Origin of the sequence: Streptomyces sp. NPDC058195, assembly GCF_042883525.1 — a bacterium.
Taxonomy (GTDB): domain Bacteria; phylum Actinomycetota; class Actinomycetes; order Streptomycetales; family Streptomycetaceae; genus Streptomyces.
Genome location: NZ_JBHVVM010000026.1, coordinates 94,104 through 112,518 on the forward strand (window position 1 = coordinate 94,104; position 18,415 = coordinate 112,518).

An 18,415-nucleotide genomic window follows, 5' to 3' on the forward strand; every position below is an offset into this window, starting at 1 on the left:
CGGGGCGGGACGTTTCCGCGACGGTCCGGCGGGACGTTTCCGCGACGGTCCGGCGTGACGTTTCGGCGGCCGTTCGGGACGCGTCCGCAGTCGTGCGTGACGTTTCGGCGACCGTTCGGGACGCGTCCGCGGTCGGTCGTGACGTTTCTGATGACATGAGGCAACTCCCTGTTGGCGGACAGGAAAAGTGACCCGCATGTGTGTAGCACGCGCGTCGCCGCGCGGGAACCATGCGGGTCACCGTGTCCCGGGTGCGCCCAGGTGTTCCCTGGGTCGGGAGTGGCCCCTGTGACTCGTGTGGCCCTTGTGGCGTCAGGCCAGCGAGGCGGAGAGCGTGATCGTCGTGCCGGTCAGCGCCTGGCTGACCGGGCAGTTCGCCTTGGCGTCCTCGGCGGCCTTGACGAAGGCCGCCTCGTCGATGCCGTGCACCTGGCCCACCACGGTGAGGTGGATGCCGGTGATGCCGGTGCCGGGCTGGAAGGTCACGTCGGCCTTGGTCTCCAGCTGGGTCGGCGGCGTACCGGCCCCGGTCAGACCGTGGGCCAGTGCCATCGAGAAGCAGCTGGAGTGGGCCGCCGCGATGAGTTCCTCGGGCGAGGTCTTGCCGTTGGCCTTCTCGGCGCGGGACGGCCAGGAGACGGGGAAGTCGCCGATGCCGGAGGAGTCGAAGGTGACGACCCCCTTGCCCTCGATCAGGTTGCCTTCCCAGACCGTGTGGGCCTGTCGGACGGTAGCCATGCGGAATCCCTTCGAACGGTGTGCGCGGTCGGTGCGGGAACACCGGGGCGTCGGTGGACGCCCCGGGCGGTACGTCCCGAACCTACTGCGCCACCAGACCCTTCGCGTCCCGTGCCAGCGCCGTCAGCCGGGAGATCGCCCGGAAGTACTTCTTCCGGTATCCGCCGTTCAGCATCTCCTCGCTGAACAGCCGGTCGAACGGCAGCCCGGAGGCGAGCACCGGGATCTCCCGGTCGTACAGCCGGTCGGCGAGGACGACGAGCCGCAGCGCGGTCGACTGGTCGGGCACGGGCTGGACCTCCGTCAGACAGACCGCCCGCACTCCGTCCGTCATCGCGCCGTAGCGGCTCGGATGGACCCGCGCGAGGTGGTCGAGCAGCCCGGGGAAGTCGTCCAGGCTGGCCCCTTCGGTGGCGTACGCGGCCCGGGTGACCTGGTCGTCGGAGTACGGCGGCGGGGCCTCGGGCAGACCGCGGTGGCGGTAGTCCTCGCCATCGATGCGCAGCGGGCGGAAGTGCGCGGACAGGCCCTGGATCTCCCGCAGGAAGTCGGCAGCGGCGAACCGGCCCTCGCCGAGCTTGCCCGGCAGCGTGTTGGAGGTGGCGGCCAGCGCGACTCCCGCCTCGACCAGCCTGCTCAGCAGCGAGGACACCAGTACGGTGTCGCCCGGGTCGTCCAGCTCGAACTCGTCGATGCACAGGAGCCGGTGCTCGCTCAGCGTCTTCACGGTCTGCTGGAAGCCCAGCGCGCCGACCAGGTTCGTCAGCTCCACGAAGGTGCCGAACGCCTTCAGCGCGGGCTCGGCGGGGGTGGCGTGCCAGAGCGAGGCCAGCAGGTGGGTCTTGCCGACGCCGTAGCCGCCGTCGAGGTACACCCCGAGCGGAGCCGAGGCGGGCGCGGGCTTCCGGCTGAACCACTTCCGCTTGCCCGAACCGCTGGCGTGCGCGCCGCCCAGCCCGGCCGCGAAGCCGCTCAGGACCCTGACCGCCTCCGTCTGGCTCGGCTGGTTGGGATCGGGCACGTAGGTGGCGAAGCGCACGGAGTCGAAGCGTGGCGGCGGCACCATCTCGGCGACCAGCCGGTCGGCCGGTACGTGGGGCTCGCGGGCGCACAGGGACAGCGGAGCTGTTTCGGATATGGGGCTCTGCCCCGGCAGGGCTGTGGAGGACGACACAACTCTCCACTCTAAGCGCCGTGGCAGGCCGTGGAAGACTGCGCAGCATGCGACGCCTGTTCCCTGTGACCGACCTGACACCCGCAGCCACCTCCACCGGCGCACCTTCCGGCACCTCCGCCCACACGTCCGCCGGTACGTCCGCCGACGACCTGGGGGAGTGGAGCCTGGACGCCCTGGCCGACGCCTACGCCTACCCCGGGCAGGACGGCCCCTGGCTCCGCGCCAACATGGTGTCGACCCTCGACGGCGCCGCCCAGCACGACGGCCGCTCACAGCCGATCTCCTGCGCGGCCGACATGCGGATCTTCGGCACCCTGCGCGGTCTGGCCGACGTGATCGTGGTGGGCGCGGAGACGGTGCGTCTGGAGGGCTACCGCCCCGCCCGCGCGCGCGAGGCCTTCGCCGCCCGCCGGGCCGCCGCCGGTCAGGGGCCCGCGCCCGCGGTCGCCGTGGTCAGCGGCAGCCTGGACCTGGACTTCTCGCTGCCGCTCTTCACCGAGCCGCTGGTGCCGACCCTGCTGCTGACCGGCGCCGGGGTTCCCGCACAGCGCGTGGAGCAGGCGCGCGCGGCGGGCGCCGAGGTGGTGATCGCCGGGGAGGGCTCCCGGGTGGATCCCGCCAGGGCCGTACAGGAACTGGCCGGTCGCGGCCTCACCCGGCTGCTCACCGAGGGCGGCCCGAGACTGCTGGGCCAGTTCGTGGCCGCCGGGGTCCTGGACGAGCTCTGCCTGACGCTCGCGCCGCTGCTGACCGCCGGGGACGCGCAGCGGATCGCGGGCGGTCCCGGGGTCGCCGTGCCGAAACGATTCGTCCTGGCATCGATGCTGGAAGAGGCCGGTTTCCTCTTCACTCGGTACCGTCGGGGCTGAAAAGAGCGGAATTAGCCGTTCCGGTTGGCTTCCGGTGGGCACAATTACTTCCGCAACCCCCGTGCGAGCACGGGGAAGGATGGTTTCAGCAGTGACCTGGGACGGTCACTGAAGCAGAAGGGCGCCCGTGGTGTTCACCAGCGTTTTGATGATCGAGAAGCCCCTCACCTCGGAGGACGTCGACTTCGTCACCACTTTGCACGGGGAGGAGCGGATCTCCTTCGTCGTGCTCCTCCAGCCGCGCGGTGACCAGGCCGATGTGCTCCTGCGGGCGATCGACGACCTGGCGATGGGTGAACTGAAGGAGGCCGCCCGGGAGAGCGAGGAGCCGGAGGGCGAGAACGCCAGACAATCCGCCGAACTCGCGCTCGAAGTGTCCCTGGAGGCGCTGCGCCAGGCCGGTTCCCAGGCGGTCGGCCAGGTCGTCGAGGACCATCCGCTCGACCTGCTGAAGTCCGTGGTCGAGGACGCGGAGGCGGACGAGGTCATCGTGCTGACCGCTCCGCACTACGTCGAGGAGTTCTTCCACCGCGACTGGGCGTCCCGGGCCCGCCACAAGGTCGGCGTCCCGGTGCTCAAGCTCTTCGCGCACAGCGAATAGGCTGGGCGGGCGGTCGAGGACGGTACCTCTCCGCGACCGAAAGCACCCGTTCAGCTCCCGGAGGACGCACATGACACCCGGTATCCCCGCCGCCATGGAACGCCCGCACTTCATCGGCATCGGCGGCGCCGGAATGTCGGGCATCGCGAAGATCCTCGCCCAGCGCGGCGCCAAGGTCGCGGGCAGCGACGCCAGGGAATCGGGTACGGCCGAGGCGCTGCGGGCGCTGGGGGCGACCGTCCACATCGGACACGCCGCCGCACATCTGGCCGACGACGCTTCGTGCGTGGTCGTCTCCAGCGCCATCCGCGACGACAACCCGGAGCTGGTGCGGGCCGCCGAGCTGTCGATCCCGGTCGTGCACCGCTCCGACGCGCTCGCCTCGCTGATGAACGGCCTGCGCGGCCTCGCGGTGGCCGGTACGCACGGCAAGACGACCACCACGTCGATGCTGGCCGTCGCCCTGACCGACCTGGACCTCGACCCCTCGTACGCCATCGGCGGCGACCTGGCCGGACCGGGCACCAACGCCACGCACGGCGAGGGGGCGGTCTTCGTCGCCGAGGCCGACGAGAGCGACCGCAGCTTCCAGAAGTACGACCCCGAGGTCGCGATCGTCCTCAACGTCGAGCTGGACCACCACGCGAACTACGCCTCCATGGACGAGATCTACGAGTCCTTCGAGGCGTTCACCGCCAAGATCGTCCCCGGCGGCACGCTGGTGGTCTCCGCCGACCAGCCCGGCGCCGTCGAGCTGACCGCGCGGGTCCGCGACCGCGAGGGGCTGAACGTCGTCACCTACGGCGAGGCCGACTCCGCCGACGTACGCGTCCACCGGATCACTCCGCGCGGTCTGACCAGCGAGGTCACGGTCCTGCTGAACGGGAAGTTCCTCACGTTCTCGGTCTCCGTGCCCGGCCGCCACTACGCGCTCAACGCCGTCGCCGCCCTTGCCGCCGGTGTCGCCCTCGGCGTCCCGGCCCACAACCTGGCCTCGGCGCTCGGCACGTACACCGGGGTCAAGCGCCGTCTCCAGCTCAAGGGCGAGGCGGCGGGCGTGCAGGTCATCGACTCGTACGCGCACCACCCCACCGAGATGACCGCCGACCTGGAGGCCATGCGCGGAGCCGCGGCCGACGCCCGCATCCTGGTGGTGTTCCAGCCGCACCTCTTCTCCCGCACCCAGGAGCTCGGTACGGAGATGGGGCAGGCCCTCGCGCTGGCCGACGCCTCCGTGGTGCTGGACGTCTACCCGGCCCGCGAGGACCCGATCCCGGGCATCACCAGCGAGCTGATCATCGACGCCGCGCGCACCGCGGGCGCCGACGTCACCGCCGTCCACGACAAGGACGCGGTCCCCGCCACGATCGCGGGAATGGCGAAGCCCGGCGACCTCGTTCTCACCATGGGCGCGGGCGACGTCACGGACCTCGGTCCGCGCATCCTGGACCACCTGTCGAGCTGAGGGAGCGCCGTGTCGTACGAGATCGAGAAGCCGGACGAGCAGTGGCGGGCCGAGCTGTCCCCTGGCGAGTACGCCGTCCTGCGCCAGGCCGGCACCGAACCCGCCTTCGTCGGTGAGTACACCGACACCAAGACCGAGGGCGTCTACTCCTGCCGTGCCTGCGGCGCGGAGCTGTTCCGCTCGGACACCAAGTTCGAGTCGCACTGCGGCTGGCCCTCCTTCTACGACCCGAAGGACACCGACGCGGTCGAGCTGATCCAGGACCGCAGCCACGGGATGGTTCGCACCGAGGTCCGCTGCGCCCGCTGCGGATCGCACCTCGGCCACGTCTTCGAGGGCGAGGGCTACCCGACCCCCACCGACCAGCGGTACTGCATCAACTCGATCTCGCTGCGGCTGACCCCCGACGCCTGACCTCCGACGCCTGACCTCCCCGGTCCGGTGGTCCGGCGACGGGCCCGTCACCCGGAGGACGCACCGGCGATTCCTCCGGGCGGACGAGGGGCACGCCGGGGCGACGGGCGGGGCTGGAGAACGGATTCACGTGTCTTCCGGCCCGGCCCGGCCGTAATCGGGGAGCAGGACGTTTGGGCCCGCCTCGCGTGCGGTTCCCGCACCGCCTCTGTCCGCCGCCCGCCAGAAGCGCGCGGAGGCGGAAGAGGGGTGGGAGCGGGGTGGAAGCGGGGCGGAGGCGTGCTGGGCAGTCTGGTCATGGCCGGGGCACCCGGCGCGGGCACCGCGTCCGCATCACGCCCTGGCCGCAGCCGGGACTTGGTAGAGGCGTCACCGGATCGAGGGCTTCACCGAGCGGGCCTCTGGCCTCGCGGCGGGCCCGGACGGTTCTGTGCGGTCAGTCCCGGACGACCTCTGCGGAAAACCGCTGGCCCGGTCCGTGGGCCGCCCGTCCGGCCGGAGTGCGGAAGACCCGCGCCATCCCCGGCGTCCGGCACCGCCGGTGAGGTACCGCGCCGCTGGGCGCCCGGTGAAGGAGCTGCCATCCGCTGAGGTTCAGAGGATCAGCACGATGGCGGCGCCGATGCCGCCGACGCACAGGGCGAAGACGGCTTCTGGCCAGCCGCCCTTCCCCCAGCGGAACGGCCTGTCGAGGGCGAGCCGGCCGGGGCCGATGGCGGCGATCGCCAGCGCCACGACCGCGATGGCCACGTTGTACTCGACGCCGCCGTCTGTCGCCCACAGCCCGTGTGCCGCGGTGACGGTCACCATGGCATTGATCATGACGCCGATCAGGGTGGCCGACGCCAGCGGGGTGAGCAGCCCCAGCGCCAGGCCGAGGCCGCCGAGGAACTCGGAGCCACCACCGATGGCGGCGTACACCGTCCCGGGGCGGTACCCCAGGCTGGCGAACCCCTTGCCTGTCGCGGTGAGACCCTCGCCACCGAAGATTCCGAAGAGCTTCTGGCATCCGTGCCCTGCCATGAGAAGGCCGAAGGTGAGCCTGAGCAGAAGCAGACCGCAGTCGGCGGCGGAAACCGGGGAGTGCGCCGCCACGCGGGCCGTCGGCTGGGGCGGGGCGCGCAGCTTCTCATTGATGAAGTTCACCGGAGGCTCCTTGCTCCGATGCCCCGGGACGGCGCCGACCGACCGCCCGGGACACGGCGGGATCAGCTGTACGGCGCCTGCCCGTGCGCCGGACACGCGGCGCCGCGACGCTGCGGGCAGGCAGCCGGTCCGCGGAGAACCCGCTGGGTTCCCGCCCCGGGCGGGCCGCCCGGCCGCTTTCGCGCGGAACCGCGTGACGTCGGCTCCTCCTTCCCAGCATTACCCCTTCCCCCGCCGCCATCGACCCTGGAGCGGGGGCGGGCGCGCGGTATCGGCGGATACGAGGAGCCGGTCCGCCGAGGCCCAGGCCCAGGCCCAGGCCCAGGGCCTCGGCCTCGGCCCCGGTCACCCCGGGCTGCCACAGACCCGATCCGGGCCACGCGGGGCACCGCCGGGGACGCCACCCCGGGGGCGCCCGCGCCGGGCGCGTCTCAGGGGTGGTGGCGATGGCGTGTCAGGAGGCCGTCCCCGGGCGTCCGCGCCGGGCGCCCGCGCCGTACGGTCTCACGACCGCCGCACCCGGGCCGCGATCCGGCTGCCCAGCCGTCTGCGCAGGCCGCTGCCCGACCTGTTCCAGGAGCGGAAGGCCTCCGCCGTACGGCTGCTGCCCGCCCGGCCCGCGGCCTCCTCCACCGCCGCCAGCTCCTCCGGCGACAGGGCCCGGACCACCGGACGCAGCACCTCTTCCAGGAGGGCAGTCCGGGTCGCGTGCCACGCCTCGCCCGCGTGCGGGTGGGCGCTCCAGACGGTGAAGCAGTCGGCGGCGTAGGCCGGTTCGGAGCGCAGCCGGGCGAGCACCGCGTCCTGCCGGGCGGCCCGGCCGTACGCCGCGATCAGCTCCGGGTCCGCGCTGTGCACGAAGGCGTACAGCTCGGCCTCCGGGCGGTCCGGCGCGAGCAGCAGCCCTGCCAGCGCCCCGTACGCCTGCTCACGCGCGCCGGTCTCCACGGGCTCCGCCCCGGCGCACAGCCGCAGGGCCGTCTCCGTCCAGCCCGGCTCCGCCGCCCCCGCGCGGACGTCCCGCGCGAACTCCAGGAGCAGCAGCGCGTGGCGCGTCCGCGCGTCGATCTCCTGCGGGAAGCCGCGCAGCAGATCGGGAGCCAGCTCCGGGGCCTCCACGTCGTCGGCGGGCGCACCGAGCGCCGCCGCGACGAGAACGGACCACGTACCGGCCGTGCGGTGCGCGTCGGAGGTGCTCGCGCCCAGCAGCTGCCGGGCCTCGCCCGCCGTGGGGGCGGCCCCCTCCCAGACCAGCCCCACCGCCGTGCGCAGCACCAGCGGTTCGGTGAAAGGTGACATACCACCGGCGCGGAGCACGGTGCTCAGCGTCTTCACCCGGTCCTCACCGCCGCGTGCCCGCGCGTCGGCCGCGGCGGCGCACATCCGCAGGTGCGGCAGTGCCTGCGCCCCGGTGAACGGCAGCGCGACGTCGGTGAGCAGCCGTTCGGTGGCCGTGGGGTGGAGCGGGGCGATCCGGTCCAGCTCGCCCAGCAGTGCGGTACGGATGTCGAACTGCTCGTCCAGCAGGTCCAGCAGCACCTGCCCGCAGGTGCCCGCGCCCTCGTCCCGCAGCGCCCGCGCCATCCGGCGTACGGCCTCGGGGAGCAGGTCCGCGCAGTCCACGTCGAGCAGCCGGGCGATGCGCAGCAGCTGCACGGTGCGCCCCACGCCGCGTCCGGGGGCGGTGCCAGGGGCGGCGAGCGGCGAGCCGGTGGCCAGTTCGGCACGCAGATCCTCGCCGACGGCCTCGACGAGCGCCGCCGCGACGGGCTCCCCGCCCGGCCCGGAGAACACCGAGCGTCCCGGGGGAACGACGGTGACATCGTCCCCGTAGACCGCCTCCGTCACCAGCAGGGCACCGAGAGAGGCCGTCACACCGGCCGGGGCCCGTCCGTCGAGCGCGGTCAACAGGCTTGCCACAGCGCCGAGTTCATGCGGCGTGCGGTCGATGTCCGGATCGGTCAGCGCGTCGGTGAGCCGGTGCGTGCGCTCCTCGTCCAGTGCGTACGGCCGCTCGGCGGCCCACTCGGCCGCCGCCGCCCGTTCGGCCGACCCGAGCGCAACGCCCGCGCAGAGCGCCGTGACGGCGAGCGGTCCGGCGGCGAAGGGCCCGCCGGGCAGCTCGGCCGCCGTCCGGAACAGTTCGGGGGACCGGTTGCGCCAGATCCGGGCGCAGGTCTCGGCCCAGGCGTCGTCCACCGCCCCGGAGGGCCGGGCACCGGCGCAGTCGTGCACCCGCAGCGCGGACGTCGCGTCGAGGCGCGCGGCATCCTCGGGGAGCACGCCGACGACCTGATGCGGCGCGTCCGACGGACGGCGGGTGTACGTCGTGAACGTCAGCCGGTGCGCGTCGTCGGGCGGCAGCACCGCCGAGGCGAGCGCCACCCACCGGGCCACATCCGCGCTGTGCCGCTCCACCAGCACCAGCCGCCCGGCGTCCGGCTCGCCGGTGCAGACCCGGCGCAGGTCGGCGAAGACCGCCGCGAGCCAGGGACTCCGGGAGACCGCGAAGTCGTTCAGCGCCTCGGCGGCCTCCGGCCCGAAGGCGGCGGAGGCGGGCAGCGAGGATATCCGCTCCGGGGCCCCGCCCCGAGGCGGCGCGGAGGCCCAACTGGGCGAGCGCCAGGCCGTGATCGGCAGCACGCCGCCCGGCAGCCGCGTCCCGGCCGGAAGGTGCACGGCATGCGCGTGAAACCCGACGGGACCGCCGCCGGACACGCCCGACCCGCCGGACACGCCCGACCCGCCCAACCCGCCGGACCCGCCCGGCCCGCCACCGGGCCCGGTGTACGCGACCGTGCGGGACAGCAGATGCCCGCCGTCCGGCAGCGCGCTGAAGCTGAACGCCTCGGGCAGGGAGCGGAGCTGGTCGGTGCTCGGCCGGTGCGGGGTGTCGGCGGGCGGCTCGTAGCCGAGGAGCTCTTCGGCCTCGGCCAGCACCGGCGTGGGCAGTCCGGCGCTGACGGCGGTGAAGCGCGCGCCGCCGCCCCCTCCGTCGTCGTCCGCGCGGACAGCGGGGGAAGAGGTGTAGTGCAGCTGCGCGAGAGTCATGCGTCGGGCCCTTTTTCGTCCTTGCCGCAGACTTCCCCGCGCCCCTCGGGGCGGACCGCGGCGCACGGCGACGACCCCGGCGGGAAGCACGAACCGCAGTCGCGGGAGCGACGCTATCAAGGCACACGACCCCTCCGCGCGCCCCGAGGAACAGCTGTGCCGCGCACCGGATCCGGTCCGGTGCGCGGCACGGGGCGCCGACGGTGTGTCAGGCGAGCGCGGCGCCGCTCGCGTAGGTCACGAAGCCGGTCCAGGCCGCGGGGGAGAGGGCCAGCTCCGGTCCCTGCTCGACCTTGGAGTCCCGGACATGGACGGTGCTGGGGCAGGCGGCGACCTCCACGCAGGAGTCGCCGGAACCGCTGCTGTAGCTGGACTTGTGCCAGGCGAGCGCGACTTCGACGCAGGAGTCGCCGGAGCCGCCGCTGTAGCTGCTCTTGAACCAGGAAAGACCGGAGGTGGTGGTGCTCATAGCGCTCCTCGCATCTGCCGCAGCAGGCCCACGGAGTCTTCGGGGGTGTGAGCCTGCGATCGCATCTTGGCATACCGCATCTGGAGCACACTGACCACAGCCGGGTCCGCATGGAGCTGGCCGGACTCCTGTCCCTCGCTGTAGCCGAGCCACTTGTGATCTGGCGTCTCCAGCAACTGGATCGGGCCGTCCAGCCCCGCATGGCTCTCGCGGACCTGCGGCATGATCTGCACCTCCACATTGCGCAGTCCGGCGAGGTCGAGGACGTGGTCGACCGTCTCCCGCAGAACCCGCGCGCCGCCCGTGCGCCGCAGGAAGAGCTGCTCTTCGAGGATGAAGCTGTAGTCGGTGGTGACCCGTTCGCGCAGCAGTTGCTGACGTTCCATCCGGGCCGTCAGCTGCCGCTGGATCTGCTCCTCGTCGAACAGCGGGAGCTGGTTGAGGAACAGCGTGCGCGCGTAGGCCTCCGACTGCAACAGTCCCGGGACCAGTCGGCACTCATAGGTGTAGAGGCTGATCGCCTCCATCTCCAGCTTCGCCCACTGGCGGAACCAGTTGGCGATGCCCGGCCGCCGGGACAGCTGGGCCGCCGCCGTCCTGATCATCCCGGACGCGTCCAGCACCGACTCGGAACGCTCGACGAAGGGCAACGGCGGGAACCTGCGGCCCTGTTCGATCGAGGCGACGGTCGGCACGGAGTAGCGCACCCTCGGCGCGAACTGTTCCTGGGTCAGCCCGGCCCGTTTGCGGAAGCCCTTGACGAGCGTTCCGAAGACCCTCAGGCTTTCCGACGGCTCCGGCTCCGAGTCCGCCCTCGTCGCCCCGCCCGCCCTTTCGACGCCGTCCGTCATGTCCGGCCACCTCCGTGCTGGTCGTACTCCGTGCCGCTACCGGCAGACAACTCGCCCATGCTCACGGACCGTTACCCCTACTGTCCACCGTCCGTACCCGTACGCTGACGGAGCGTACGAGTTTCGCTGCTGGTCCAGCGGGGTCCGGGCCGTCACGGTGGAGGCATGGAAACACTCCCCACCCCCCAACGTCCGGTTACCGTACGTGTGTTCGTGCGGCTTTTCAGCTCCACGCCGCGCGGAGCCAGGAGTGCCCGCCACCTCGCGAGGCACGTGCTGCACGACTGGGGCATCCCGTACCGCAGTCACGCCTCGGAGGCGGCGGAGCTGATCGTCTCCGAGCTGGCCGCCAACGCGGCGACGCATGGCCGGGTGGCGGGCCGGGACTTCGAACTGAGGCTCCGCCACTCGCCCGGACGCGACGGCACCCGAGGTGTCCTGCGCATCGAGGTCAGCGACACCCGGGGAGAGCGGCGCCCGCCCGGCCCGGTGCGTCTGGTCCCCCCGCCCTCCGACGCGGAGGGCGGCCGGGGCCTCGTCCTGGTCGACGCCCTGGCCGACCGCTGGGCCGTCCTGGACCGGAACCCGGGCAAGACGGTCCGCGCGGAGCTGGACGTCGCGCGCTGACGCCGCCCGGACGGCCGTGACGCCGCCCGGATGGCCGTGACGGTGCGCGGCGGGTGAGTGAAACACTGCCGCCGCGACGGAGCCGATGACCTTCCCGTACCACCTGCGGCGGGCGGGCACCCGCGTCCTGGAGCGTGTTCCGGCCGCGCTCCGGGACGGGATCTACGTCCTGGCCTTCCACGTCTGGCGCGTCGACTGTGACGACCGCCGCCCCTACGCGGACCGCGGCTACACCACGGAGAGCCGGTACGAGGAGGATGTCCGGAACAGCTCCGGTCAGCAGGAGGTCCGTTGGAACTGCGCCTTCTGCATCCTCGACGGGTTCGAGAGACTCGGCAACGTCCCCGGGGATCCGGTCGGCGGCCCGCTGTTCGAGGCGGAGGCGGGGCGCCTGGGCATCTGGTGCGACGGCGCGTTCGACCTCGGCCGGCTGCTGGACGACGCGGACCCCATCGCCCGGTCGGACCCCCTCCGGCTCCATTTCCGCGAGGCCGTCTTCGGCCTCGCCCGCCACCTCCACGCGGGCGGCGCCATCGAGAGGATCTTCGGCCGCCCGCTGCCCGTGGTGGTGTGCGACATGGACGAGCCCGGCCGGGAGGAGGAGACGACGAGGGCGGCGAACCCGCCGGAGCTGATCGTCGACTTCCTGGTGTGGCGGGGGCGGTGACGCGTGGGCTCTCGTCTTCCTGGTGTGGCAGGGGCGGTGACGCGGGTGATCGTCGCTCTGCCGCCGTGGTGCGCGTCGGCGGCGGACGGCCGCGGGCTTGTCCACGGGGCGTGGGCGCCTGATGATGTCGGCCATGCCTTCTGAGACGTCGCCCGGCGGTCCCGGGAACGACACCGCGCACAGCTTCGTCGCGTGCCCGTGCTGCCATGAGCGGACCCTTGAACGGCGGGCGGACTTCGAGATCTGCCCGGAATGCGGCTGGGAGGACGACGGACAGGACGACGCGGACGCCCACATCGTCCGGGGCGGCCCGAACGGCCGACTGAGCCTGAAGCAGGCCCGGTTGGACTACCTGGAGGCGGTGGCCGAGGACGGCGGCGATTCCACGGCCCGCGGCGGCGGGGGAATCTGGCAGGCGGAGGCGCGGCGCCAGGCTCCGGACCTGTTCGACATCTGACCCGCTCACGCGCGGGCCGGTGCGGGCTCCCTGCGGGGCAGCCGCTCGTCGGCCGCCCAGACGGCCAGCGCACAGGCCGCGAATCCGGCACCGAGAAGGCTGGAGGCCGCCCAGCCGTGGGCGGTGAAGACGGCGGTGGTCGTGGCGGCGCCGAGAGCGGAGCCGAGCGAGTAGAAGACCATGTAGCTGCCGATGACGCTGCTGATCCGGTCCGGATGCGCGGTGGTGAGCAGGTGCTGGTTGCTCACGTGCACGGCCTGGACCGCGAAGTCGAGAAGCACGATTCCGGCGACGGGCAGCCACAGGGACCACGACAACTGCCCGATCGCCGCCCACGAGGCGATGAGCAGGGCGAGCGCGAGCCCCGTGACCCGTGACGTGCGCCCCGCGTCCGCCCATCGCCCCGCCCGTGCCGCGCCGAGCGCGCCGACGAGACCCACCAGCCCGAACAGCCCGATCCGGGCTTCGTCCAGCTGCCACGGGGCACCTGCCAACGGCAGCGACAGCCCGCTCCACAGGGTGCCGAAGGAGGCGAACAGGAAGAACGCGATGAGCCCGCGCACCAGGAAGAGACGCTGCCCGAACAGTCCGCCGAGCGAGCCGAGCGCCTTCCGGTACCCCGCGGACTGGTGGGGGCGCTCCTGCGGGGGCAGGACGACGAGAACGAGGGCCGCGAGCCCCAGGGACAGGGCCGCGAGCACGGCGTAGACGTACCGCCAGCTCCAGACCTCGGCGAGCGCGCCGGTGACCACCCGTGCGCCCAGGATGCCGATCACGACGCCCGCGGTCACCGTGCCGATGGTGCGTCCGCGTTCGGCGGGCGACGAGGCCGACGCGGCGTAGGCCACCGTGGTCTGCACCACGACCGCGAACAGTCCCGAGACCGCCAGCCCTGTGAACGCCATCCACGCTTCTGGCGCCAGGGCTGTCAGGAGCAGACCCGTCGAGGTCACCGCCAGGTGCACGGCGATGAGCCGGCGCCGGTCCACCACGTCGCCGAGCGGTACCAGCAGCACCAGCCCCGCCAGATAGCCGAACTGGCCGGTCGCGACGATCCACCCGGTGAGCTCGGCCGGTACGCCCAGATCGCGCCCCATCGGCTCCAGGACCGGTTGAGCGGCGTAGACGCTCGCCACAGCAACACCGCAGACCATCGCCAGCAGCAGACGCCGCCACGTACCCATCGCGCCTCAACTCCGATCAGTAGCGAAATGCAACTGATGAGACGCTACGGCATGATGGTTTTGATCCGCAACCAAACGGGAGGTGCCATGTCACACGTCAGCTCGCGCGCCGCGAACCTGGACGCGACCGAGCCGGGCGCTACCGGCCCGGAGGGAACGGGCCGTGACGGGGAGGGCCGTGATGGGGCCGGTCGTGACGGGGCTGGCCGTGACGCGGCAGTCCGTGACGCGGCAGGGCCCGACTGGACCGACCCGGACTGTCCGGTGGCCCGCGCCCTCGACCTTGTCGGCGACCGATGGAGCCTGCTCGTCATCAGGGACGCGATGGACGGGGCCCGGTCGTTCACCGAGTTCCACCGGCGTACCGGTGTCGCGCGCAACATCCTCACCGACCGCCTCCGCAAGCTCGCCGCTCACGGCGTGCTGGTCCAGCGCACCGCACCGTCGGGGCGTCGTCAGGAGTACGTGCTCACCGACGCCGGTCGTGATCTCTTCCTCGTCATCCTCAGCCTGCGGCAGTGGGGGGAACGTCACGCGTTCGCGTCCGGTGAGACCCGTTCGGTCCTGGTCGACCAGCACGGCGCCCCGGTTCCGGAGGTCGTGGTGACCGGCACCGACGGCACCCCGCTGGACATCGACACCACACGGGTGCGCAAGGCCGGGCAGGAAGCGGCCGACGGCGGCTGAGGGCTCACGGGGACGGGCGGGACGGGCGGGACGGGGCTCTCGGAAGGGACATGACGTCCGTGCGGGGCCCCGGAGGGATGCGGCGGGTCCTGAGGGCGGTGCGGGTACGCATCTCCCCGGTGGTCAGGGAGCGTCGTCGCTCCGCGATCACCGGGGGCGTGCCTGTCGTGGCGACGCCGGATCGCGGATCAGCGGGCGCCGTATCTGACGCCATGTCCGACGTTTATCCGATGCCGTATCCGGCGCCGCGTCCGATGTCGCGAGGCGTCGGCGAGGCCGGAGCGAGGCCAGGGGCGCCGAGCGGCTCAGTCGTGGAGAGTGACGTGGGGCAGGGGGCGGCCGGTGGCGTCGAACAACGCGGTTCCGCAAGCGCAGCGCTCGTCGGCCAGGGTCTCGGTCGTCGGCACTTCCCAGACCAGCATCTCCGCGCAGTCCGGGCAGTTCAGGCTGACCAGAAGCACGTCGGGCTGCGAACCCCAGACCCGCACCGGGAGGCCCTGGTGCGTCAGCCCGGCCAGCTCGGCCGGCTCACGCTCACCGGTCAGCGCGACCAGTACCTCGTACGTGTCGGTGCCGTTGTCGTGCGTCATGAGCGTGCAGCCGAGACGGGAGAGCACCTCGGAGAGATGATCGAGCTGGCGGACCGGAAGATCACCGCGGCGCAGGGCCGGATCGGCCTCGGCCGCGTCGCGGACGGCGTCGGTGTCCACGTCCGTCGGCTCTGCCCCGAAGGCCCGTACCCGGTCGGCGACGAACGCCGCCAGCTGGCCCGGGTCGTCCTCGCCGGTCCAGTCCATGGTGAACGTCACCTGGCCGACCCGGCCCCCCTCGGCTCGTTCGTCGGGGGTCAGGACCAGCTCTTCCAGCTCTGTCATGCGTATCACGCTACCAACGGGCGGCGGCGGACCGCGCGTTGCCGTTGCCTGACCGGCACCAGCCTGCGGCGGGCCCTCTGCCGCGTGATCCGCTCGCCACGGCGCAGCTCCCCGCGTCAGCCCGACGCCCCGGTGGACAGGGGCGTCGGTCCGGCGTCCTGGGGGGCCTCGCCCGTTTGCCCCGGGCGGGCCCGCCTGTTGCCTGGCAGGCCCGCCCGACGCTGCCCCGGGGGACCTGGCCCGGCGGCCCCCTCATCGTCTAAGCAGGAGAGGCCGCACCTCCTTTGCCGGAAGAGGCTCCTTTGCGCGACTACGAGAACGCCGGGAAGACCGGAACCGAGGGCACCCGCCGGGCGGCCCGCGGCTCCGAGGCCGCGTCTCCCGCTCCACTGCCGGGGCTGCTCCCGGCGCAGGCGGAGATGGGGAACGCCGCCGTGGTGCAGATGCTCCGTCAGGCTGGTTACCACTGGGCCGAGGAGACGCACCAGCACTCCGACGGATGCGGCCAGGACCAGGCGGGGCAGCCGAGTGTCCAGCGCTCCGCCGTCCACGATGTCCTGCGTACCCTGGGCCGCCCCCTCGACAGCGGGACGCGCGTGGAGATGGAAGCCCGTCTCGGTGCGGACTTCTCCGACGTCCGCATCCACAACGACAGCGCCGCGAGGGCCTCCGCCGCCGAGGTCGGTGCACGCGCCTACACCTCCGGCAGTCATGTGGTCGTCGGCGAGGGCGGCGCCGACAAGCACACCCTGGCGCACGAGCTGACGCACGTCCTTCAGCAGCGGCAGGGTGCGGTCGCCGGTACGGACAACGGTGCGGGCCTGCGGGTGTCGGACCCTTCGGACCGTTTCGAGCGGGAGGCGGAGACCAATGCCCGGCAGGTGATGCGGGGGCCCGTGCCGCAGGGCGGACCCTCCGGCGCCGACGCGCCCCCCGCACAGGGCGGCGGGGCCGCCGCCCCGTCCCTCCCGGTGCAGCGCGTCTTCCAGGGCGAGCTGAACGGCTACGGCACCGCTGAGGTGATGAAGGCGCTGAAGGAGCGGATCCCGGGGGCGAGGCCGAAGTGGAGCGAGGTCGACGCGGCACGCAACGCCCCGACGGTCTACGGCGACCTCGGCGCCGTCGCGTCGGCGCTCGGCCTCCAGCTTCCCTCGCAGCAGGCCGGGGCCGCACAGGCTCCCGAGGCCACCGCGGCGCCCGTCGCTCCGACGCCCGCCGCCCCGGTTCCTTCCAAGCGGCCGACGCCCCCGCCCAAACCGGCCAGATTCAGCGGCGGCGGCGGACAGCAGTCGAGTTCCGCAACCGCCCCGCAGGTGATGGTCCCCTCCGTCCAGGCGCCCGCCCCGGCCCCGACCGTCCCCGCCACCGTGCCCTCCGCACCGGTCGAGGAGCGGCGGGAACAGCAGGAGCAGCAGGTACGGCAGGAACCGCAGGTACGGCAGGAGGCCGTGCCCCCGGTGCCGGCCGAGGAGCCGGTGGAACGGATGGAAGGGGTCGCCGAGGAGGTCTCACTGGAGGACTTCAAGGCGAACACCGCGCAGGCCCGCGCCGCATGGGAGAACGAGCTGCGTGAGCCCGGCAAGTACCTGCGCCGTCGGGCCGCGAGCCCGTGGAACGACGCGCTGTTCGAGCAGCTGGCGAAATCGGTGACGATCCGCAACAGGACCACACTCCCGCGGCTCCTGATCGATCAGCTCTACAGCTGCCTGGAGTGGACCGGCCGGGCACCCATCACGGTCTTCACGCATGAGGCCCAGGGCAAGGGCGACCTGATGCTCGGCGTGAAGACGGCCGACGCGCTGCGGGAGACCTTCCCCCGGACCGAGGAGAACAAGAACGACATCGCCCTGCTGACCGCCGCGGGAGCGTACAAGAAGCAGCCGGGCGTCTTCAAGGAGTCCGGCCACCCGTTCACCGTGCTGCCCGGCACCACCGCCGAGGCTCCGGAGATCGATTCCGGCAAGGCCCCCGCCCATGTGATTGTCGCCCCGCAGCTGGCGGTCACCAGGCCCTTCCAGCGGACCGTCGGGAGGTGGGACAGCAAGGTCTCCGCGATGACCGAGTACTCCAAGAAGGAGGACAACAGCCACACCACCGGCCTCGGCGACGAAGAGGTCGGCATCACGTTCGACGCCGGTCTGCGGGCCTACAAGCAGCAGCAGGACGGCATCGCGGACGAAGGAGAGAGGCGCACCGCCCGGCTGGACCACCTCCAGGTGCTGAAGTCCAAGGACCTGCTCACCGCGCTCTTTCCCCCGGAACAGGAACAGACGGCGGAGGGCTTCGCCCGATCGGCCTCCTCCCGGCTGTACTTCGCCTACTCCAACAAGAGCGCCATGCGGTTCGCGCGCACCGTGGCCGAGGTCGAGTACGACCAGGGCAACGACGTGCACGTCGTCCAGTCCTCGCCCCATGGGATGCCGGAGCTCGACGACACCGTGAAGCGGGAACTCGCGGGGCTCGGCGTGGCCGGTGTCCGGCTGGTGAAGGTGACCTCCGGGGAAGAGGCCCCGGAGATCACGTCCATTGCCACCGGGGGCACCGGCAAGACGATGCACTGGATCACGACCGACCGGATGCCGCACGACGACATGCTGACGCTGATCAAGGCGAGCGAGCCGATCGTGATGACGACCGGCAACCAGAGCACCTCCGAGGCGCTGTCGGCGGGCAAGACCCTCATGTACGAGAGCATCGGCATGCCGCAGAGCCAGGCGTTCCGGCAGTCGCTGTACAAAGGCGCCAAGGTCAGCGATCGGGACATCGAAAGCATCGCCGCCATCAGCGCGGACTACGACAAGACGGGTGATGCCCCCGGCCAGCCCCAGTTCAAGGCCGCGGCGGCGGCTCTGCGGACCATGGAGCAGGAGAACAAGATGGGGGACTTCAGCGACCGGGCCTCCGCCACCAAGGACCTCGGCCGCTGGGTCGGCGGGCAGCAGCTGCGCGAATTCCTGATGAAGTCGACCTTCGGCCCCGAGCTGCGCACCAAGGAGGACGAGATCATCAAGAAGCCCAGGGAGGCAGCTTCCTACCGGGACTTCGTCGCGTACCTCAGCGGGCTCCCGGGCAAGAAGCAGTAGTGCCGCGCCGCGCCGTCGCGGCGGCGGCCGGATCGCGGAGGTACCCCCTCCGGG

Annotated in this window: 17 protein-coding genes; 9 read left to right on the top strand and 8 right to left on the bottom strand. The window is 72.5% G+C overall.

The window, feature by feature from the left end:
- Window positions 1-312: 312 nt before the first annotated feature.
- Entirely contained in the window at window positions 313-738 is a 426-nt protein-coding gene (locus tag ACFVWY_RS27415; protein ID WP_389877125.1) for an OsmC family protein, read from the bottom strand.
- Window positions 739-820: 82 nt separating this feature from the next.
- On the bottom strand, window positions 821-1,912 hold the full coding sequence (gene zapE / locus ACFVWY_RS27420; protein ID WP_389877126.1) for a cell division protein ZapE: 1,092 nt from the start codon (window positions 1,910-1,912) through the stop codon (window positions 821-823).
- A gap of 47 nt (window positions 1,913-1,959) precedes the next feature.
- Here zapE and ACFVWY_RS27425 point away from each other — a divergent pair, with 47 nt between their 5' ends.
- The 4 genes from ACFVWY_RS27425 to msrB all read left to right on the top strand — a co-directional run bounded on the left by ACFVWY_RS27425 (window position 1,960) and on the right by msrB (window position 5,264).
- Window positions 1,960-2,784: a pyrimidine reductase family protein gene (locus ACFVWY_RS27425; protein ID WP_389877128.1), complete on the top strand. Its 825-nt coding sequence runs from the start codon at window positions 1,960-1,962 to the stop codon at window positions 2,782-2,784.
- Window positions 2,785-2,932: 148 nt separating this feature from the next.
- Window positions 2,933-3,385: an indole-3-glycerol phosphate synthase gene (locus ACFVWY_RS27430; protein ID WP_389877130.1), complete on the top strand. Its 453-nt coding sequence runs from the start codon at window positions 2,933-2,935 to the stop codon at window positions 3,383-3,385.
- 70 nt (window positions 3,386-3,455) lie between these two features.
- A complete protein-coding gene (murC, locus tag ACFVWY_RS27435) occupies window positions 3,456-4,850 on the top strand; it encodes a UDP-N-acetylmuramate--L-alanine ligase (RefSeq protein ID WP_389877132.1) in 1,395 nt (464 codons plus the stop codon).
- A gap of 9 nt (window positions 4,851-4,859) precedes the next feature.
- Complete coding sequence (gene msrB / locus ACFVWY_RS27440; protein WP_389877134.1) at window positions 4,860-5,264, top strand: peptide-methionine (R)-S-oxide reductase MsrB; 405 nt, start codon at window positions 4,860-4,862, stop codon at window positions 5,262-5,264.
- A 594-nt stretch (window positions 5,265-5,858) separates the two neighbouring features.
- Here msrB and ACFVWY_RS27445 read toward each other — a convergent pair.
- From ACFVWY_RS27445 to ACFVWY_RS27460, 4 genes are all read right to left on the bottom strand, one after another.
- Window positions 5,859-6,401, bottom strand: a complete 543-nt coding sequence (locus ACFVWY_RS27445) for a DoxX family protein (protein ID WP_389877175.1) — start codon at window positions 6,399-6,401, stop codon at window positions 5,859-5,861.
- A gap of 513 nt (window positions 6,402-6,914) precedes the next feature.
- Window positions 6,915-9,461 (bottom strand): GTPase-associated protein 1-related protein, encoded by a 2,547-nt coding sequence (locus tag ACFVWY_RS27450; RefSeq protein ID WP_389877135.1) that lies wholly within the window; start codon window positions 9,459-9,461, stop codon window positions 6,915-6,917.
- Window positions 9,462-9,669: 208 nt separating this feature from the next.
- Complete coding sequence (locus ACFVWY_RS27455) at window positions 9,670-9,930, bottom strand: DUF397 domain-containing protein (protein ID WP_389877137.1); 261 nt, start codon at window positions 9,928-9,930, stop codon at window positions 9,670-9,672.
- Window positions 9,927-10,781 carry a Scr1 family TA system antitoxin-like transcriptional regulator gene (locus tag ACFVWY_RS27460; RefSeq protein ID WP_389877139.1) on the bottom strand — a complete coding sequence of 285 codons (855 nt, stop codon included), beginning with the start codon at window positions 10,779-10,781 and terminating at the stop codon, window positions 9,927-9,929. The genes ACFVWY_RS27455 and ACFVWY_RS27460 overlap by 4 nt, the downstream gene beginning before the upstream one ends.
- 165 nt (window positions 10,782-10,946) lie before the next feature.
- Here ACFVWY_RS27460 and ACFVWY_RS27465 point away from each other — a divergent pair, with 165 nt between their 5' ends.
- The 3 genes from ACFVWY_RS27465 to ACFVWY_RS27475 all read left to right on the top strand — a co-directional run bounded on the left by ACFVWY_RS27465 (window position 10,947) and on the right by ACFVWY_RS27475 (window position 12,532).
- Window positions 10,947-11,408 (top strand): ATP-binding protein, encoded by a 462-nt coding sequence (locus ACFVWY_RS27465; protein WP_389877141.1) that lies wholly within the window; start codon window positions 10,947-10,949, stop codon window positions 11,406-11,408.
- Window positions 11,409-11,493: 85 nt separating this feature from the next.
- Window positions 11,494-12,075, top strand: a complete 582-nt coding sequence (locus ACFVWY_RS27470; protein WP_389877142.1) for a hypothetical protein — start codon at window positions 11,494-11,496, stop codon at window positions 12,073-12,075.
- Between the two features lie 133 nt (window positions 12,076-12,208).
- Window positions 12,209-12,532, top strand: coding sequence for a CPCC family cysteine-rich protein (locus ACFVWY_RS27475; protein WP_389877144.1), 324 nt, complete (start codon window positions 12,209-12,211; stop codon window positions 12,530-12,532).
- 5 nt (window positions 12,533-12,537) lie between these two features.
- Here the strand turns inward: ACFVWY_RS27475 and ACFVWY_RS27480 are convergent, their stop codons facing one another.
- Window positions 12,538-13,716 carry an MFS transporter gene (locus ACFVWY_RS27480; RefSeq protein WP_389877145.1) on the bottom strand — a complete coding sequence of 393 codons (1,179 nt, stop codon included), beginning with the start codon at window positions 13,714-13,716 and terminating at the stop codon, window positions 12,538-12,540.
- Window positions 13,717-13,980: 264 nt separating this feature from the next.
- Between ACFVWY_RS27480 and ACFVWY_RS27485 the strand changes: the two genes are divergently transcribed.
- Entirely contained in the window at window positions 13,981-14,403 is a 423-nt protein-coding gene (locus ACFVWY_RS27485) for a winged helix-turn-helix transcriptional regulator (protein WP_389877177.1), read from the top strand.
- A 305-nt stretch (window positions 14,404-14,708) separates the two neighbouring features.
- On the opposite strand, the gene ACFVWY_RS27490 is transcribed toward ACFVWY_RS27485, so the two are convergent.
- Window positions 14,709-15,278, bottom strand: a complete 570-nt coding sequence (locus ACFVWY_RS27490; RefSeq protein ID WP_389877146.1) for a hypothetical protein — start codon at window positions 15,276-15,278, stop codon at window positions 14,709-14,711.
- 302 nt (window positions 15,279-15,580) lie between these two features.
- On the opposite strand from ACFVWY_RS27490, the gene ACFVWY_RS27495 reads away from it, so the two are divergent.
- Window positions 15,581-18,361, top strand: coding sequence for a DUF4157 domain-containing protein (locus ACFVWY_RS27495; protein WP_389877148.1), 2,781 nt, complete (start codon window positions 15,581-15,583; stop codon window positions 18,359-18,361).
- The last annotated feature ends 54 nt before the right edge of the window (window positions 18,362-18,415 follow it).